The 18,481-nt window shown below is 38.8% G+C and carries 14 protein-coding genes; 9 read left to right on the top strand and 5 right to left on the bottom strand.

Annotated elements, in window-relative coordinates; all coding sequences use genetic code 11:
* Positions 1-179 precede the first annotated feature (179 nt).
* From ACOALF_RS01225 to ACOALF_RS01215, 3 genes are all read right to left on the bottom strand, one after another.
* Entirely contained in the window at positions 180-818 is a 639-nt protein-coding gene (locus ACOALF_RS01225) for a nicotinamide mononucleotide transporter family protein (protein ID WP_419241639.1), read from the bottom strand.
* Between the two features lie 49 nt (positions 819-867).
* Entirely contained in the window at positions 868-1,071 is a 204-nt protein-coding gene (locus ACOALF_RS01220; protein ID WP_419241638.1) for a hypothetical protein, read from the bottom strand.
* A gap of 88 nt (positions 1,072-1,159) precedes the next feature.
* Positions 1,160-3,469 carry a BamA/TamA family outer membrane protein gene (locus ACOALF_RS01215; RefSeq protein ID WP_419241637.1) on the bottom strand — a complete coding sequence of 770 codons (2,310 nt, stop codon included), beginning with the start codon at positions 3,467-3,469 and terminating at the stop codon, positions 1,160-1,162.
* A 173-nt stretch (positions 3,470-3,642) separates the two neighbouring features.
* Here ACOALF_RS01215 and recA point away from each other — a divergent pair, with 173 nt between their 5' ends.
* From recA to ACOALF_RS01180, 7 genes are all read left to right on the top strand, one after another.
* Positions 3,643-4,647, top strand: coding sequence for a recombinase RecA (gene recA / locus ACOALF_RS01210; protein WP_419241636.1), 1,005 nt, complete (start codon positions 3,643-3,645; stop codon positions 4,645-4,647).
* A gap of 426 nt (positions 4,648-5,073) precedes the next feature.
* Positions 5,074-5,931 carry an ankyrin repeat domain-containing protein gene (locus ACOALF_RS01205; RefSeq protein WP_419241635.1) on the top strand — a complete coding sequence of 286 codons (858 nt, stop codon included), beginning with the start codon at positions 5,074-5,076 and terminating at the stop codon, positions 5,929-5,931.
* Positions 5,932-6,018: 87 nt separating this feature from the next.
* Positions 6,019-6,501 carry a hypothetical protein gene (locus ACOALF_RS01200; RefSeq protein WP_419241634.1) on the top strand — a complete coding sequence of 161 codons (483 nt, stop codon included), beginning with the start codon at positions 6,019-6,021 and terminating at the stop codon, positions 6,499-6,501.
* On the top strand, positions 6,498-6,920 hold the full coding sequence (locus ACOALF_RS01195; RefSeq protein WP_419241633.1) for a hypothetical protein: 423 nt from the start codon (positions 6,498-6,500) through the stop codon (positions 6,918-6,920). The genes ACOALF_RS01200 and ACOALF_RS01195 overlap by 4 nt, the downstream gene beginning before the upstream one ends.
* Positions 6,921-7,290: 370 nt before the next feature.
* On the top strand, positions 7,291-7,623 hold the full coding sequence (locus ACOALF_RS01190) for a hypothetical protein (RefSeq protein WP_419241632.1): 333 nt from the start codon (positions 7,291-7,293) through the stop codon (positions 7,621-7,623).
* Positions 7,624-7,706: 83 nt separating this feature from the next.
* A complete protein-coding gene (locus ACOALF_RS01185) occupies positions 7,707-7,859 on the top strand; it encodes a hypothetical protein (RefSeq protein ID WP_419241631.1) in 153 nt (50 codons plus the stop codon).
* 557 nt (positions 7,860-8,416) lie between these two features.
* Entirely contained in the window at positions 8,417-12,667 is a 4,251-nt protein-coding gene (locus ACOALF_RS01180; RefSeq protein ID WP_419241630.1) for a translocation/assembly module TamB domain-containing protein, read from the top strand.
* 50 nt (positions 12,668-12,717) lie between these two features.
* Here the strand turns inward: ACOALF_RS01180 and ACOALF_RS01175 are convergent, their stop codons facing one another.
* Entirely contained in the window at positions 12,718-13,533 is an 816-nt protein-coding gene (locus ACOALF_RS01175) for a hypothetical protein (RefSeq protein ID WP_419241629.1), read from the bottom strand.
* A 331-nt stretch (positions 13,534-13,864) separates the two neighbouring features.
* Between ACOALF_RS01175 and ACOALF_RS01170 the strand changes: the two genes are divergently transcribed.
* Complete coding sequence (locus ACOALF_RS01170; RefSeq protein WP_419241628.1) at positions 13,865-14,425, top strand: hypothetical protein; 561 nt, start codon at positions 13,865-13,867, stop codon at positions 14,423-14,425.
* 46 nt (positions 14,426-14,471) lie between these two features.
* Here ACOALF_RS01170 and ACOALF_RS01165 read toward each other — a convergent pair whose 3' ends face one another.
* Positions 14,472-15,965, bottom strand: a complete 1,494-nt coding sequence (locus tag ACOALF_RS01165) for an Npt1/Npt2 family nucleotide transporter (RefSeq protein ID WP_419241627.1) — start codon at positions 15,963-15,965, stop codon at positions 14,472-14,474.
* Between the two features lie 189 nt (positions 15,966-16,154).
* Here ACOALF_RS01165 and ACOALF_RS01160 point away from each other — a divergent pair, with 189 nt between their 5' ends.
* Positions 16,155-18,320: a MutS-related protein gene (locus tag ACOALF_RS01160; protein WP_419241626.1), complete on the top strand. Its 2,166-nt coding sequence runs from the start codon at positions 16,155-16,157 to the stop codon at positions 18,318-18,320.
* Positions 18,321-18,481 lie beyond the last annotated feature (161 nt).

Raw genomic sequence — 18,481 nt, 5'->3', positions numbered from 1 at the left:
TATTCGCTTATGTTTAAAATAGTCTATCCAATAAGGTGATAGACTTTACTGGAAACCCAATACGATTTAGGTATTGGGCATTGATTCCTCCAATTTACTCTTTTTTTCTTTAATTACATGCATATTGCTTATGATTCTAGCTATAATAGCGCTATAAGCGCTCGTTTTTAACGAAGGCGTTATGATGGTTGCATCCTTTTGTAGGATAGGTACCATTTGATTTGACCATAAACGCCTATACCTGATAAAATCAGATAATGTATACTCAGCATAATTGCGCCTGTTTGATAGCAGGCCAGCGCGAAGGCTATATAGCGAAAAAGCGCAATGACCCATCTTTCTAATTTTTTATGGGACATAAGCCACTTGTCCATAAAACCGAAAGAGAGGTAATAGGCATCTCCATAGCAAGATATAGACGATGAGGTATTAAAATATTTAGCTGCTATAAAGCTCCAACCCATTCCACCTAACATACTCATACCGGCAATAGACAAAAGTATCTTATGGGATGTTCTACTAACTTTTACAGGCTTTCGATGCATGGTGCCTTTCCATCTTAGATAGGCATATAGATTGAAGAATATAAAAATGATGCTATAGATTACTTTGCCATAAAGGCGTCTAATGGAGTAGATATAAATATTGGTAAAAGCAATTGGGAAAGCTAAAACTTTACTCCAGATATTTTGGCGTACTTCTAAAAGATGGGCAACAATGGATGCAATTACTACACTAAATTCCAATAATCTTTGCTGGTCGTGGACTAGCCATTTTCCCGCACCGATCATGATGGTCAAAAGTTGGTTGGTCATCATATGATATGTAAAAAAGTAGTGTAAATGAAATTAGCGTTACAATATACGATTATCCTTGATGGTTTAAATGGTGGCCATCCAATGGTTCATTAGGCTGAAGCTGGGTGCCATTTGGTTTGAGCTGTGCATTAGATTGTGTATGGATTTTGCCTATTAATTCATACACTTCTCGAAAGGGCCTTTCGGAGAGGGCTTTAATAATAATGTTTACCTCTTCGATATCTAACCTGAGTGCTATTCTATTTGGCTGCATATAATGATGGCTTAATATGGCTTAATTTAATTTTGTATGGAACAATACATATTTCCTCTTGCACAACAGGCGATTTCCTGTGCTATCCTTAAAAAGGATAGCCAATGGCCAAGTTGAAAACGGGTGCTAGCTTTTTTATTTTCTCTCCAGAAGGTCTATGCAACGGAAAGGCTAGGTCACCACATAGTACAAAGGTATTGTAAAAATTTAATCTTAATCCAAATCCACCTCCTATAGCAAAAGCTTTATAAAATTTATGAAAATAGAATTTCATTTCTGGTGATGCATCTTGTGACAACTGCCAGGTATTGCCTATGTCTAGGAAAAGTGCGCCCTCTAAATAGCCAATCAATTTCCGACGCAGTTCTATATTGCCTAGCAAGCCTATATTACCTTTTCGTTCTTCTCCTTTTTCCTTTTTAGTGCTTTCGTAGGTGCCAGGGCCAATCATTTGTTTGTCCCAAGCCCGCACGCTACCATATCCTCCTACTGCATATTTTTTGTCTGGATGTACTTTATCTGCTGTTGTATAGCCTATAGCCGCACCTATTTTAGTTTGGTAAGCCAATGTGGTATAGGTGGTAAGGTTAAAAGCATGGCGATAGCCTATATCCATTTTAATATATCTATAAACTTCAAATCCCTTAGGTAAAATCTTCTTAAATAGCGCAAGGTGCTCATATAGCCCTCCATGCTCTACGTCAAGTGAAACCATCCATTTATATCTTTCTAACGCATGTAGATATAGCGTAGGGGTAGCCGCTCTTATCGTAGCTCTGAATGCTATGCTTGTTAAAAGAGAGGGTGGTTTTTCCTTTCCCACTTGGGGGTAGTCAAATATCAGCTTAAATGGTGCGCATTGGTATAAGACATGTTTGCTATACCAGCCATAGTCTAATGTGGCATCTACTTTTTGGGTGGGGCCAATGTGGTTTTTGGTAAAACTGTAACCGATATCTATGGTAGTGCTTGGATTAAAATTTTCCAGCATCAGATTGGTTTTTTTTGGTAAACAGAGCATGAAACGTGGTGTGGTAAATTTACCACGTAATCCGTATATAATGTTCTGGGAACGGTTATCGGATGTTTCGGATGTTTTGGTTATAAATTCTTCCCTAAGCGCAATACTGCCTTCTATGTTCAGTAGACCTAGTCCACCAACTCTCCTTATGGTAGGGTTTAACTTAATAGTAGGACGCAGTTGCTTAAGGTTGAAGTTGATACATTCTCCACCAAATTCTGTTTGTAGTTTTACACGTTCATAAGGCTTTGCATAGATATAAACAACCAATTGGTCTGCTTCAATTTTGGGTAAAATCGCAATAGACTCAAATGTAGCAATTCGATAGAGTCGTTCATATGTTTCTAGAATTTTACGCTTGTTATAAAAATCACCAGGTCGAAAGGGTATTTTGGCTGCAAGCTCCTCTAGGGGGTATCCTGCTGATGGAACCAAAAAATCAAGACCTTGACATACTTTTGTTTGTAGATTGGCAACATTGGATGGGTTATTCTTTTTGGCGGTTAAATCTACTACAATGCGGGCTATTTTTGTTTTATCTACTGTGGATTCCGGTACAGTTATTATAGTAGTTACATCTATTGTGTGTGCATTTTGTGATACATCGGCTTTAAAGTAAAGATATTGTTCATCAAATTCAAAGTAACCATTATCAGACAATAGGTTTATAATGCGCTCTTGCTCATTGACAAAATCTTGGTATTGATAAGGGTGGTCTTTTTTAATAAAACTTTCATCACTATGGCGCGATAGTAGCGCTTTGATCGGTTTGTGGTTTGTCTGTAAACTTATAGAAGCAATTTTATATAGATTGCGTTGCTGTATATAATAGGTTACGTATGCTCTTTTTTTCTGAAAATCAGTTTTACTGGTAACCTCAGCATCTAAGTATCCTTTGGCGTGCAGATAGTTTAAAAATATTTTTTCATTATGGCCTACATAGATTGGGTCATAGTATAGGGGTTTTTCACCCATACGCATGAGCCGGTTCCCATCTGCCATTAGCCTTTCTTTTCGTTTCAAAAGCCTGTCTCGTTTGGCTATGCATCTTGTTTTTTCTTTTTCACTAGTCGCCTTGCTGATCCGGTATGCATATAGCTGCTTGATCGATTCTATATCATTTTTTATTTTTTCGGGGTTAAAATGTTTTTTACCCCATTGATAAAGCCATTTTTTAATGGGGAGCCCCAAAAAACGGGTGTTGGGTTGGTAGAGAGAGTGTTGCTGTAAGGCTTGTTTATGCCTATTTTTAACGCCTATGATTACCTCTTTAATGGGTAAAGCTTCCTCACCAATCGTTTTCGAAAGAGGTCTATGTGCGGCTGCATATAGGCAACTGCCATAAATAGCGAGCAGCAGCTGCACGATGCACTGCACAATAGCTTTTTTACCTAAAAGATAAGAAGTTTTCACCTTTTTGTATTAAAAATTTTAAAGTGTAGCCTATTACAAGAGGCGGTTTTTAATTTTTTTCGTAGCATTGCCATACCGTTGGATGGGTACGCATGAAACTACTCAACAATTTATGCCATTTTTTTTAACCATAGACTATGACTGATCATACTGAAAAACTAAAAGCGCTACAAGTTACCATTGACAAGCTAGAGAAAACATATGGCCGCGGTGCGGTTATGCGGTTAAGCGACAATCATGTAGTAGATATTCCTGTTATTTCCACAGGTTCTTTGGGGTTAGACCTGGCACTGGGGGTAGGTGGAATACCCCGTGGGCGAATTATTGAGATTTATGGGCCAGAATCTTCTGGAAAGACGACTCTTTCTTTGCACTGCATTGCAGAGGCGCAAAAAAAAGGCGGGTTGGCTGCTTTTATTGATGCCGAGCATGCTTTTGATAAAAGCTATGCCGAACGTTTGGGCATAGATACCGAAAACTTGCTCATTGCGCAGCCAGATGATGGAGAGCAAGCCTTGGAAATAGCTGAGCACCTCATTCGTTCTGGCAGTATAGATATTTTAGTAATTGACTCTGTGGCAGCGTTGGTCCCTCGTAGTGAACTAGAAGGGGATGTGGGTGATAGCAAAATGGGGTTACAAGCCCGTTTGATGTCACAAGCCTTGCGTAAACTTACTGGAACCATTAATAAAACAGGCTGTGCCTGCATTTTTATCAATCAACTCAGGGAAAAAATTGGCGTTATGTTTGGCAACCCAGAAACCACTACGGGGGGCAATGCATTAAAGTTCTATGCTTCTATTCGTTTGGACATTCGTAGTGTGACCTCCTTAAAAGAGAGTGATGGGACGGTATCAGGGAAACGTACACGGGTTAAGATTGTAAAAAATAAAGTAGCGCCTCCTTTTCGGGTCGTTGAATTTGATATTGTCTATGGGGAGGGGATTTCTAAAGTTGGAGAGTTGATTGACATTGGCGTAGAATTGGGCGTCTTGAAGAAAGCCGGCTCTTGGTTTTCGTATGAAGACCATAAGCTTGCCCAAGGAAGAGAGGCCAGTAAAGAGATTTTAAATGAGCATCCAGACCTCTTTAATAAGATCGAAGCAAATATTAAAGCAAAAATTGCTGATGCGATTCAGTAAAGAAATTTGCATCTTGCAACCACGCCCCTTGTAAAAAGGGGCCTTTTTACCTTCTCATTTACCCATCCCTCCCATCTTGTAAAAAACCGATTTTCTAAAAAAACCACTTTTATTTTGGATTATATTTATTTTTTTTGTACTTAGAAAATTGGGTGTAATTGTATGCATTGCTGCCATTGTACCTTTATTAGGGTTTATTTTTTTGCCTTGGTAAATTGAAGCAGAGGGTGCCATATCGATAGATTATCGGATAGGCATCAAAGCCATTCTGCTTACTGGTTATTATTGAATTGTAGCATTATTAAATAACGGTACTATGAAAAAAAATATACATGCTATAGGATAAGCCTATTTATTAGCCTATTAGGCTTCTATACGTTATCTGCTTGTATCAATACAAGGAAAACGTTAGGTGAAAGTGCGCATATGCATAGCCAGAAGCCAGATCTACTAGAATTTGACGGCCATTCTGTCGTGCAAAGAAACTCGAGTAGCCATCTAGCAAAAACTATGTGTTATATATTCGGGGCAGGATGTGGGGTCATTGGTGGCGTTACGGTAGCAATGTTAGCCTTAATCTCGCTCTCTAGTTGGGGGCTTGATCAGGACCTTGGTTATGCCCTAAATCCATTCAATAGATCTAATCTGGATGTGCATCATCATATTGGTGCAACTACCCGTGTGCCACTTATGTCAGCCGGTTGGAATGCAAGTGTTGTGTCCTACAATAGGACGCCTGAATTAGAAGCATCTATTGGTAAGGCCATAAAAGATGGCGAAGAAAAATGGGGTACAAATGATGCTATAGATCAGGTAAAAGACCCTATGGTTTTGGATGAACAGATCATGCGAGACCTTATTGTGCATCATTTTTCGAAAAAAAGGATAAAATATTGGCTTGCTAAAGGCCTAAATGTAAATGCAACGAACCGGCAAAGGGCTTGTTTATTGATGGGCGCATCATACATTGGAGATCCATCTGATGTTCAATTCCTACTAAATAATGGGGCAAATGTGCATGCACAAAGTACTGATGGGCTCACAAGCCTATTCGCCATATCAGAAAGGATGAGTCGGCGCATGTCTGAACGTGAGCGTATCCAGGCGGAGCAGATCATGGATCTGTTGCTGCAAAAAGGTGCAGATCCGTGCAAAGAAGGTGGATGTTTTAAAAGTCCGAAATCCTATGTAAAGTGCCTGTATGATAAGGATCCATCTAGTAGTGATATTTTGGAAAAAATTTTAGAAAAATTTCACTCAGAGAAGGCATGTCTGGCGCGGTAAGCAGAGGGCGTAATATGAATAGATTGTCAGGTGTGCTTTAAAAAATACTTGTTCGTAGTGATAACATACCATTAAATAGCAGTACTTATGAAAAAGTATACACGATATAAGGTAGGTCTATGCATTGGGCTACTAGGTTTTAATACCTTATCTTCTTGTGCCAGCATAAGCAAAGAAAAGTATAAAGCTAAAGATAGCTACGAGACATTCGATCATAGCAGGCATAGTGACCCGAGTCAGAAAAAGACTAGTCCTTGGTGCTTTTTTGTGGTATATCTATTTGCTGTTATGTTTGTAGGAGAAATATTGTATATCATTTTTGATTATACACATCGACCCACTCAGTCTAAAAATAATCGTAGTTATTTAATCGCCGGTCCACCGTTAGGATCAGTCGATCGAAATAAAAGCACTGGGCTGTATAAAAATGCTATACCCTATAATATAAGCAGCACTACGCAGGAGCAGCGCATGCTTAATGCGATGAAAAATAACCCAGGCGAATGGGTTCTTAATGAAAAACCTGTAGTGCCTGCTGGCAAACCACGAAGGTGGCGTACCATTAGATGACCTTGCAATATGAAAAAAAATATAGATGCGTTGGGATAAGTCTATTGATTGGGCTTTTAATCTTCCATATCCTCTCTTCTTGTGTTCGTACAAAGCAAACGTTCGCTCATAGAGATAAAGTGCAATCGCACCAGTCCTTTTATCTAAGAGCAACAAGGCGTAGTGAAAACTTGAAAAAATTTGGACCATTAGTCATCCTAGTGTTGTGGACGGTAGTGGTTTCTCCTGCTCTGATCGTGGCATCATGGTATATGAGAGAAAGGCCATTCGTATTCAATACGACCCATTTGGCTAACAATAGCTTTATGCCTATAACAGCAATGCCATTTGTATTTGGTACAACAAACGGATCAACATCAAAGGCAGATTTGTACGATACTAACCGTATTCCTACAGCTGAAGTAGATAACTATAACTGAAAACTCCAATTAGGAATAGATCAATTCGATGATGTCCGTTCTATTCCTTTTAAGAAACGGCATTGGTTGAAGTTGCTTAGGAGAAGACAATGGAGGGAGCTTAAGAAAAATCTATTCTAGCATAGAGATGTAAATGGATCGTTAGCATATACTCCATATTTATTTGGAATTGTATTTATTTATTTGTAACTACAAAATCAAGAGGTAATTGGATAACTTGCTGCCATTATCTCTTATTAAGGTTTGTTTTTTGCCTTAATAAACTCAATCAGGGGGGCGAAGCAGTATGGATAGATATTGATAGACTTATCCACACCAATGGTGCGCCTTTCTGATTATGGTTTGTTGTAGCATATTAAATACTAGTATTATGAAAAAAAAATATATACACGTTAGCGGAGCGCTATTTATCGGACTCTTAGCTTTGAGCAGCTTATCTTCTTGTGCCCATACAAAGAAAGGATTAGGCAATGTATCTGATCTAGTAGGTCCGCAAATTAATCAAAATATTCTTACTCAGCCTGGACTAGAGCATCCATATCTCGGTGCTTTGAAAGGGAAATCAGCGCAAGGTAATGGGATATCTGAATGTAGGGTTATATGTTATTTTAATCCAGAGCCCTCTGGTAAAATAAAATACTTTGATAAAATGATGGAATCAGCTAAAAAGAGATTTGCGCGATCAAGTTCTGATGAAGATTAACTCAAATCTAGGCGTCTTCTTTCATTTTATTAAAGCTGATCCAATCTTAATGTAAGATCCTGTTATCGCATCTATTATAAAGGATGGATGCATCAGAGATGGATCGAAATAAATGGGGCCAATTTAGTGAAACACCCTTTATGCAACCTTTTTCTATAGGCATTATTGGAAAACAGGTTAAGCAGTGTTGGATAGAGCTGGTGCTAGATTGGTCTCCATTTAGGCAATGGTGTTGACTGAAACACTCAATCAGTTGACGCCACTGTTTTTTATCTCCCCTGCAAATAGTGATGCGCAAATCTGGTAATAAAATATTTAGTAGATCAAAGATTGGATCTGTAGCTGATTAACCTTATAATTACCTTATAAAAAATTGTTTCAATAGGCGGTTTTTTGAATTGTGTCAAGTTAAAGCACTTAATGGCTGCCGATAAAAAAGCTTGGCGCTTCAGTAAGCTTGTAGTTTACTGATGAACGATTGTTCAGTCAATGGTGTCAATTTAATGAGTGTATTTTATTGATTATCAAATAAAATACAATTTATCGTTTTAATGGGCGGTTGTTCCCATTGCGTTAAGTTAAAGAGCGAATGCCCGTTGATAAAAAGCTTGGTGCTCCAGTAACCTTGTAGTTGTCTGACGAGCGGTTGTTCAGCGGATCAGAAAAATAGCATGTTTGAGCACGCGTAGCGGGCAAGTTCTATGTTCCCCGCTGAACAATCGTTCGTTTCCTTGCTTGTACTGTGCGCCAATTTTTTATCGGCGGCCATGGGCGATGGAGGATATAATTTGCTTTGAAAAACATACAAAACCCTTTTCATAAAATGAAGAAATGGTCTTTAAAGCCATTTAGAAATCTATTGTGCGCTGTAGCCCTACTACCAGTAGTCCTATTGGCTGTGTTGCACCTACCTGTGGTACAGCAACAACTGATGGATAGTCTAACTGGTTACCTGCATAAAAAAACCGGTTACCATATTCAGTGTGATGCATTTCGCTTTACCTGGTTTCGCCATATTGCATTGGAGCATATAACCGTTACAGACCCTGAAGATAAACCCCTATTTACCATGCATAAATGTAAGGGTAGACTCAATCTATTTAGTTTATGTTTGCTAAGACCCGATATGATCCATGCTGTTTCAGTTACGGGAGGCCAATTGTACCTAGAAAAAAATAGCGAGCAAAGTTTTAATATGGCCGCGTTTTATACCAAGGTTATACTACCCTTTGTACCAGAAGCCAGTACAGATCTCTCTATAGATACCATTCAACTACATAATATCAATCTATATTACCATAACCCAATAAAAAAGCAAGAGATTAAAGTAGAAAATATAAATCTAGCTATAAACCATTTCTTTTCCGCTTCAGACCATCACTCAGGTAACCTCACCACCTTTTCGTACCAAGAAACAAGTGATATACCCCTGGTATGTAAAAACCTCATGGCCCAATTTAAGATTACACCTGATCGTGTAGTGCTTAAGGGTTGTCACGTGGTTACAAAATATAGTATGCTACAAGGCGACTTTACACTGCAGCACACCAAACAAGACTCCCTTTTGGCCCACTATAAGGATCTTGCATTAGATGCCATCTTGCATAAGACAGTCTTATCTTCAATTGAATTAAGTAGGTTTTTCGCTTTTTTTAAGGGCACTGATACACTATATAAGCTAGATGGTGCCCTCTCTTTAACCCCTCATGCCATAGTATGGAAAAACTGTAGACTCGCTTTTAGAGGTAGTTGTATTCAAAGTACAGGTTCCTATAATGGCGTCGATGTAGATCTCTTCGTGCAAGCGGGTAAGGTCTATCTGGATGACCTGCCCAAAAAGCCAGCAGCATGTCCCACTACATTACAATATATCCGCATCGTTCGTGCTACACTGTTTGGGAACACCCAAAAAGCCAAACTAACTGGAGATATTACTACCAATCTAGGTGCTATACAAACTGAGCTAACCCTCTACCATTTAGGTAAATCCATACAAAATTTAACCGGAACAATAATGCTGCATAAGGTTGCCTTAGATTCCATACTACCCGTGTTGCCGATTCAATCCCTTTCAGGAACAGTTGCGGTAAAAGTTCAGGGAGCGCGCCTCAATACCCTAGATGCACGAGCTAATTTAACAGAAATTCAGATCAATCATTATAACTATAAAGAGATAGAGGCCTCCTGTACCGTTGCTAATGCGATCGTGGCGTTTAAGTTACATAGCAAAGATACCCATGCAAGGCTAACTGCAGCGGGTAGTTATCATATGGCCCGCCAAAAAAGTTTAAAGGCAGATGGAATCATAGAACAGCTCCATCTAGAAAAACTTGGTCTTTCCTCAGTTCCCTTGTCACTTAGTACAAAATTTTCATTCAAAATCAGAGATATATTCACTAAACGCCCACGAGGAAAAATTATTTTGAATGAATGTGCTGCCCAAAGATTGGGAAAAAAAGTAGCTTGCAAAAAGATTGTTTTACATGCTATAGAAGATGGGCACAAAGATTTATTAACCCTTACCTCCCCCCTTGTAGACTGTAGGATACAAGGGATTTTTACGATCAATGACCTGGCCAGCCATATAAGGCAGCTCGTCACACGACTTAAAAATCCAGTAGACTTGGCCCCAACCTCTGCCCCTGCTCAGTTTCATCTAGATTATGCCATCAACTGTAAAAAGATATTTCGAATTTTAAATTGGTTTTCAGATGATTTGCATATATCCGCTGGTGCAAACTTTTTGGGTCATTTTGCCTATGATCAAGATTATCATTTTTCTTTTGATCTACCTGCTGCTTCGAATCTTTCTTTTAAGAAGTTTAGCTTGGAAAACATAAAAGTAAAATTAAATGTTGCGCATCTCGTGGATGCTAAAAAACGATTGGTTCAGTTATATATTTCCTCAGACAAGCAAGATTGGCATGAAGTATTTCAAACAGATCACTTACACTTTCAGTTGCGCATGCATAAAAATGATTTTTTTATTTCGAGTAGATTATCCAATCATTATGACCATCTCTCTATAGACTGTTTGGGTAGGCTTACGGGTGATGCCATACAAGTTGACCTGCTCCCTTCTAGGTTAACCACTCAAAAACAACTATGGACTATACAAACAGAAGGCAGTAGTTTTATTTCGAAATCAGAAATATCGATTGGAAATTTATCTATAACGAGTGGCCAATCGGCCATTTGCATAGGTGGTAAACTGACTCAGTCGGCAACAAAAGATCCTTTACACTGCACCATACGCCATCTTGCATTAAACTGCGCTTCAGCAGTAGGGCCGCTTAGCGGTATAATAGAGACTAGGTTAGTAGCCCATCTTCAAAAAGATCAGATCATAGCAACGGGTAGATTAACACTAAAAGATGTTGTCATTCAAGACTATGCTGTAGGCACTTTTAGCACAAAAGTAGACTGGAATGTATTAGAAAATAAACTGGTACTAGAAGGCATGCTCCAGAAAAAGGATCAACCATTGCTGCAAATAGATGGTTGCTATCATCTTATGAAACCCTCTGATAACCTATTCCTTACCACTACATTCAACCAAATGGATCTGAGCCTATTGAATCTTTTCTTTGCATCTGTTTGTTCAGATATAAGCGGCAACCTAAGTGGTCAGTTTCAATTAGGAGGTAGTTTGGCTGCCCCGAAGCTAAATGGTAGAGGAACAATAGATAAAGGAAGATTTAAAATTAATTATTTGAATACCTGCTACCAAGTTGCAGGCGCTATCAAGGTCCAAGACAATCGTTTATACGTTAACCAATTGGATCTTTATGATGACGCATCAGGGCATGCCATTTTATCTGGCCATATAACGATACAAGATGAATGTCCGTTAATGCTTTCAGGCGATATGGAAGCCTTCCATCTGTTGCACACTACCCGTACACATAATCCTGACTTTTATGGAGACCTATATGCCACTGGGACGTTACACATGGAAGGTTCTATCTATGATTTACTTCTTAAAATAAAAGCCACAACCGATCGAGGAACCTTTACGATTGTTGCACACGGTAAAGAAGACATAGAGAATACCACAAGATTGGTACAATTTGTTTATAACAAAGCGCAAAAACAGCCAGATAAAACCTCGAGAAATGAAGATCGATCCACCATTAAACTCATCCTTGACCTAACCATATTACCTACTATAAAAGCGCAAGTATTGTTTGGCTCCTATAACCATGCAAACGATATCTTACAAGGTCAAGGCACCGGAGCAATTCAACTAGAAGTAGGTACCAATCGCAAGCCATATGTAATGGGGAATTACCTCTTTGAAAGTGGTACTTATACGGTTTCTGTTTATAATCTCATTCAAAAAACATTTACCATTTCACCTAATAGTCAGGTTAATTTTAATGGCTATCCCCAAGAAGGGATTGCTCATATTAACGCATCCTACAGGCAAACCGCTATAGCAGAGTTTTGTCATGACAGCAACCATAAGCGACCGATTCCAGTAGAAATTGCCCTTTCTGCATATGGAACACTGGCCCATCCACATATTGCTTATCAACTTTTCTTTCCAGTAAAAAGTATGAATTCTGACGTAAATACTGAGTTAGAAAAATGTGCCTCAAAGGCTTTATTGGATAAATACTACCTCAACAAACAAATTTTAAGTCTGTTAATAGCCAAAAGAGTCTATAATGAGGAAAGAATGGATATATGGGATGCAATAAGCAATAGTATAAATGATTTTCTTTCTCAAAGGATACAAAATTTAGTATCTAAAATCAACCACAACCTAGAGATAGAAACCGATTTAGGTATGAATAAATCTAAAAATCAGAGTTTTTTGCAAAAAACCAGTATTAAGGTAAGTTATCTGCTGTTATCAGAGGATCTTAAACTGTCCAGTACAGTGGGCGGGTATTCTCGTTTTATAAATGATTGGGAAATTGCCTATCGCATTTCAAAAGCCCACAACATGCATGCTAAGCTGTATCAACAACCCTTAAACAGCATCTCGAGCTTAGCGCTTTTTGGTATCAGCTTTGCTTATACTAAGAAATTTTGGTAGAAAATTGGTTTGTAGCTGAATTTGAAAGAGCCTTTCTTCATGCAAGCACCCTACCAGGATGAGCTTTCTTCTGCCTCTTTTTCAATATCAGCATGATCATTTGATTGAGTAGTCCCTGCTTCCTCTGTTTCAATATGCATATGATTATTCGATCCAGTAGTCACTTCTTCTTCAATATCAGCCTGATCGTTCGATTCAGCAGAGACTACTTGCCTTGCTTTTTTTCCTCCTTTTTCTTCCTCTTCTTTCTCTTCCTTTTTTTCTTTAAGGTCAATATTATCGATCGGTACAGCAGGGACCACCTCTGGTCCCCCATGCTCCATTAGATCCTTGTTCTCCCTTAAGTTCGGTGATCCATCTAGCGTGTGGGAAGGCTCCTGCTTGTCCGTTTGCTCCAGCGTTTGCTCTGGCGTTTTTAGGTTCGGCGCCTCATGTACACCTCCATCCATAGATGATTCAGATGTATGGCTACTATATGAATGAGGTGGAGCAAAATCTTGACTACAATCATTTCCTTTCAATAATCTATCCGGGTTATAACCAGCGCTACCCCATGGCTTTTCATCGTTTGCTGCTTTATCAACTTGATCTGATGGATCTTCCCCTATATCCCCTTTTTTTTTATCTGGGTCTGGGGTCAGGTCATCGTGCTCATGAACGAATGTATCGTGATCGAAATCTTTTTGCTCAGGGTTACTATCTGGTTTTTGAAGCATTGCTTGCTGCTCATTGCTGGTCTTTGACCAATACTTTTCTTGAAATGCCTGAAAACAAGCAGCTCCACTAAAAAGTATAATACCAAACAATCCTAAAGTAAAAATAAGTTGCCTGGAATAATGTATATATTGGATATAATCTTTTTGCATCAGCGTTTGATTTTTTGGTTACTTTAAAAAAATAACATAAAAATTCATTTTTTAACAATGTTATGAACAGATATCTTTAAATTGACGCAATGGGAACAATCGCCCATTAAAATTATGTTTTATTTGATAGTCAATAAAATTACTTATTAACTTGATGCCATTTTATGAACACATACTTGCAAAATTCGATTTCTAATGGAAACTCTGTTCTAGAAGCTTGTCTATCCCTCCTTTAATGGTAGTGACTGTGAAGCATAGGGTTAGTTTACTGGATAGTAAAAATTTTACAGGAATATACTCAATTTTAAAATTTTTTTATAAAAATACAACCATGCGCACCATTTTTTATTACTGTATTTTAATGACCACCATTTTAGGGGCATCAAACAGGGTTCAGGCAACCCAGAAAGAGACAGCCATGCAATACAACCCTCAGGAAACCAGATTTTTAGAGGAAGCAGAAGGGAAAGAAGCGCTTAAGTGGGCTAAGGCACGAACAAACAAAACAGAAAAGTTCTTAAAAAAAACAGGCGTTTATAAACTTGTTAAAGCGCACACTGAATCCATATGTTATGATCAAAGAAAATATTTAGGAGGCACAATACGTCAAGGTTATGTATATAATTTTTGGACGGATGCTAAAAATCCCCAAGGTTTGTGGCGAAGAACCTTACTTAAAAATTATTCTAAAGATGTGCCGAAGTGGGAGGTATTAATCGATGTTGATAAGCTTTCAAAGAAATTAGGCAAAAAAGTAGTGTTTAAGGGCGTTTCCAATTGCTTTCATCAACCTAATCTTTACCTGATAACCATGTCATTTGGTGGTAAAGATGATGCTTTCTTTCGGGAATGGGATCTAAAAACAAAAGATTTTGTAGAGAAAGGCTTTTAAGTCGCTTTTTAGTGTAAAAATGATTCAAGTTTAATTTTTTTATCCTTCATATTTTAGCTTCTTTTGCCTCCAGTATATGCAATTGTCGGTCCACGCTGCCAGCAGCTTTATACCAAGCAATAGTAGTTGCCACTAAAAAGACCAATAATATCCCTGAAAGGGGTTGAATACTATTGGTATGCAGCAATTCAAGCAATCCAATTTGGATCCAGGAGGATCCTGCTTTTCCCAAACGGGAGCCTAATAGGTCTACGGCAGCTTTTCCTTTAATTTTTGCCTCTGGATCAAGCGGGATATAGGCCATTTGGGTCGTTTTATCAAAAAAAGCATATTTTATGGACTTGGCTGCTATGTTGTGGATGCCACCAAAGATTACTAAGTATAGCACCAATTTAGATCCCATCCAGTTCGTTAAACTGGGTGCGTTGGTTTTACTGTAACTCATTACAAAGAAAAGGCTACCCATCACCCCAATCATGGCTGGTGCAATCCGTGCCGTTGTTTTCCATCCAAATTTTCTCAGAATACCCCCGCTAAAGAAAAGAGAGATGATTAAGGCAACAACCCCTGTCCAAAAATTAAGCTCTGATACAAAGCTTTGATAGTCTACTGCTTTCGGAAAAGCTTCTTTTAAATAAGATTTCCAAGTTCCCTCTACAATATTGATAGAAAGTCCGCAGGCAATCACCATAACCGCTATGCTGCCTAAATAGGGCGAAGCAGCCACGTGTTTTAAGCTCTCCCAGAGCGATAAACGTAGGGTTTGCGCAGGCGCATTACACTGCATCGTAGTGGCAGCAACCGTTCGCTTGGTAATGTGATTGGTAAACCAGTAGGTAAATAGAATTGCTAAACAGCAGCAAGCCACATACCCTATTAATGCCTGTACGGTGTATACAAAGTCCGTATGGCTATATTTTTTAGTATAGGCTAAGACCAGTGGCCCTGTAACAATCAATGCCACATCCCCTGCAGCAATTAAAATGGCATAGAATCGTTTTGCATCTTGAATTTTACAAACATTATTTACAAAACTCCAATAGAGCAACATGAGCGCTACTTGCCCCCAAAGCTCTGCAATGACAAAAAATAATACGTGAATCCAATGGCGGAGTAGCGCAATCCAGTGCAGCCATCCCGTATGCATGCTAAGCCAGTCTGCCATCGCATGCGGGCTTACTTTATCTGCATTTGGGTATAAAACAAAACCGTATAGCAGGACAAAGCCTAAAAAAAATAAGACCGTGCTATAAAAGAGTGTGGCCTGCTTTAAGCAATTGTTGAGTTTGGTGTATACCACCACTATGCCGATTGAAATAGGAAAAATAATAGAGCCTTTTACAATTGGAATAACCTCAGCCGCAGAACAATTCGCTGTAACGATAACCGTATCCTTAAGCGCCGTTAAAATGCAGTAAACAAAAGAGATAAGAAATTTTAAAAAAAGAAGAAGAAAGATTTTTTGTTTTTCCCCTTTTTGGATCGGAAAAATAACTTTTAACCATTTTTGAAACCACGATAAAGATATATATTGCGCCATAGTGGTTTGGGTAGATCAAAAATTTGCTTTTCGGATGCAATTTAGTAAAAAGTTAAGATCTTTCCTATCTTTTGCATTAAATCAATAGACCTATATAAAGTTTGTTTATTTTTGCATAAATTTGCGTGCATCGTAGCCTTGCATGCGCAAGTCAGCATGTGTAGATAAATTATAACCTTTCATTTTATTATGCGTATTACTTCATTATTGGCCTTTATATTTTGTTTGCCAGTTGCTGTTGAGGCTTCCCAAAGCAATGCATCCATGGCCACACAATTAGCGGACCATTATTTAAAATCATTTGTTGAAGCAGAACAGCCATTGCCAAAGGCTGCTCAGGCTAAAAAAGTCTCGGATACAAATATTACAGATATTCATCTTTCACCAAGAGCAGGGCGCGCTGTGGTATTCAATGAAATTTTTGCCAAGAGCAGTGGTTACAGAAAGCAATATGAACAGGCAGGGAACGTGTTGAATCCATATGTTTGGAATGATTTGCATCTTTTTTGTGGTACCACTGCTACCCCTACCTATCATTTTTTCGCTCGGATTAATAAGACCATTACCCTTTTAGGGGAGGGTGCGCTGGCTTCATTCCTAGCTGCACCAGTTGCCAATCTAGAGCGCCTTACACAGCGTCAGCGATTTATACGTTATTTATATGAAAACCATCAGGTTTACAATGATTTAAAAGCGCAGTTGCAACACTATAAGCCATCTGAAAAGGGTATACTTTCCTTTTGGACGGAGACAGATGCGCTCTATGCCAAAGAATATGATAAATATTTGACACGTCTATTTTATACCCGTTCTCCTGCTTCAAATAAATTGGCTGGTCCACTGCAAAGAAGAAAATTGTTGCTGAGGGATGGTTGGAACATTTATGCTAATTATATCTGCTATCCTCTGGTAGGTGTTCCTCTTACAGCAATAGCCACTGCCTTTTTTGGTGAAAAACTCACATATAAGGAGGGGTATAAGCGCATGTATCCTATGTTTCTACCAGGCTATAATCTTTTCCATGTTTATAAGAAGACGAGTGGTAAAGACTCGGAATCTAAGATAGGGCTCTACATTATGGCCGGTTATTATACCATACATTCCCTTTACCAATACTACAAAGGATACCGTAATTACAAAGAATATTCAGGTGTATTGAAAAGCCTTGCCTTGCGTATGGCAGACCTGCAAACCTTTTTGACAACCGCTGAAAAAGTCAATGGATTGATTCAACAAAATCCTGACTTAGAACGGCTTTATGGCGCCCAAATAGAACCTATAAGAGCGCTATTGGCACGTTTAAATGAGTCCTCTGAGGTGGGTGATTTATTGCGTTATTTAAATGAATTACCCCTCCGTTCTTGGCCTTATTTCTTTGGTAATGCGGGTAAGCTATTGGCCAGCTATAAGCTTTTTGTGGAACATAAAGCAGTCTTCCATGATGCCATGTATGCCTTAGGGGTGTTAGATGCCTTTCTATCTATTGCCACGCTTATGAAGGAAACCGCTGCGCTCAATGGGCCACATACCTATACATTTACCAGGTTGTTGCCACCCCAAGACTATGAAAAACCTCGATTGGCACTTGTTGGGATGTGGAACGCGATGTTAAATCCTGCTGATGCGGTGGGCAATGATGTAAGCATGGGGCATGGCACTACGACACAAAGTATTGTTTTAACTGGTCCCAATGCAGGCGGTAAATCTACCTTTTTGACCGGTGTAGCCTCCACTGTTTTGCTCAGCCAAAGCTTTGGTATAGCACCTGCTAAGTCGTGTGAAATGACACCCTTTAGCAAAATCAATACCTATATCGATATTGCCGATGATATTGCAGCGGGTAAGTCGCTTTTTATGGCAGAAGTGGATCGCTTTCAGTCCCATTTGCAACTGTTGAAAAAATTGAAACCGAAGGAATTTAGTTTCACTATTTTTGATGAGCCCTTTACTGGAACCAATTACAAAGAGGCTTCAGCAGCAGGCTATTCTGTATTAAATTATATTGCAAGATATAGCAACGCCTTAAATATTGTGGCTACCCACTATCCAATCGTTATGCTTTTAGAAGAACGGGAACCCGAAAAAGGCTTTAAAAACTATAAAGTTTATATCAAGCCTATAGGCAAAGATGGCAGGATTCAGTATACCTATAAGGTAGTGCCTGGTGCCTCTACGCAAACCATTGCCATAGATATATTGGCGCAAGAAGGCTATGCAACTGAAATGTTGGAGCAAGCCAGAGGTATTATCAACCATCCAGAGCGGTATGATAAAAGTTTTTCAGCAGAGCCATCCAACCAAAATGTTGTAAAAAGCCAGAAAGGTGCTAAACCGGCTCGAGCAAAAAGGGCGTAAGTAAGTTTTTGTAGCATATATCTATTATCCTTTATGCACTATTTTGTTGCAGATTATGTCATTTTGGCATAACCTGTAACAAAATGGCTACTTTGGCATAGACTTTGTATTTCCCTAATGCATACATAAAGCTAGGTAGATTGCTCTACGTTTAAGAGCAA

Source organism: Cardinium endosymbiont of Nabis limbatus (assembly GCF_965196625.1).
GTDB lineage: Bacteria > Bacteroidota > Bacteroidia > Cytophagales > Amoebophilaceae > Cardinium.
The sequence above is the reverse complement of the archived record's forward strand: the minus strand, read 5'-3'. Positions and strand labels throughout refer to the sequence as shown.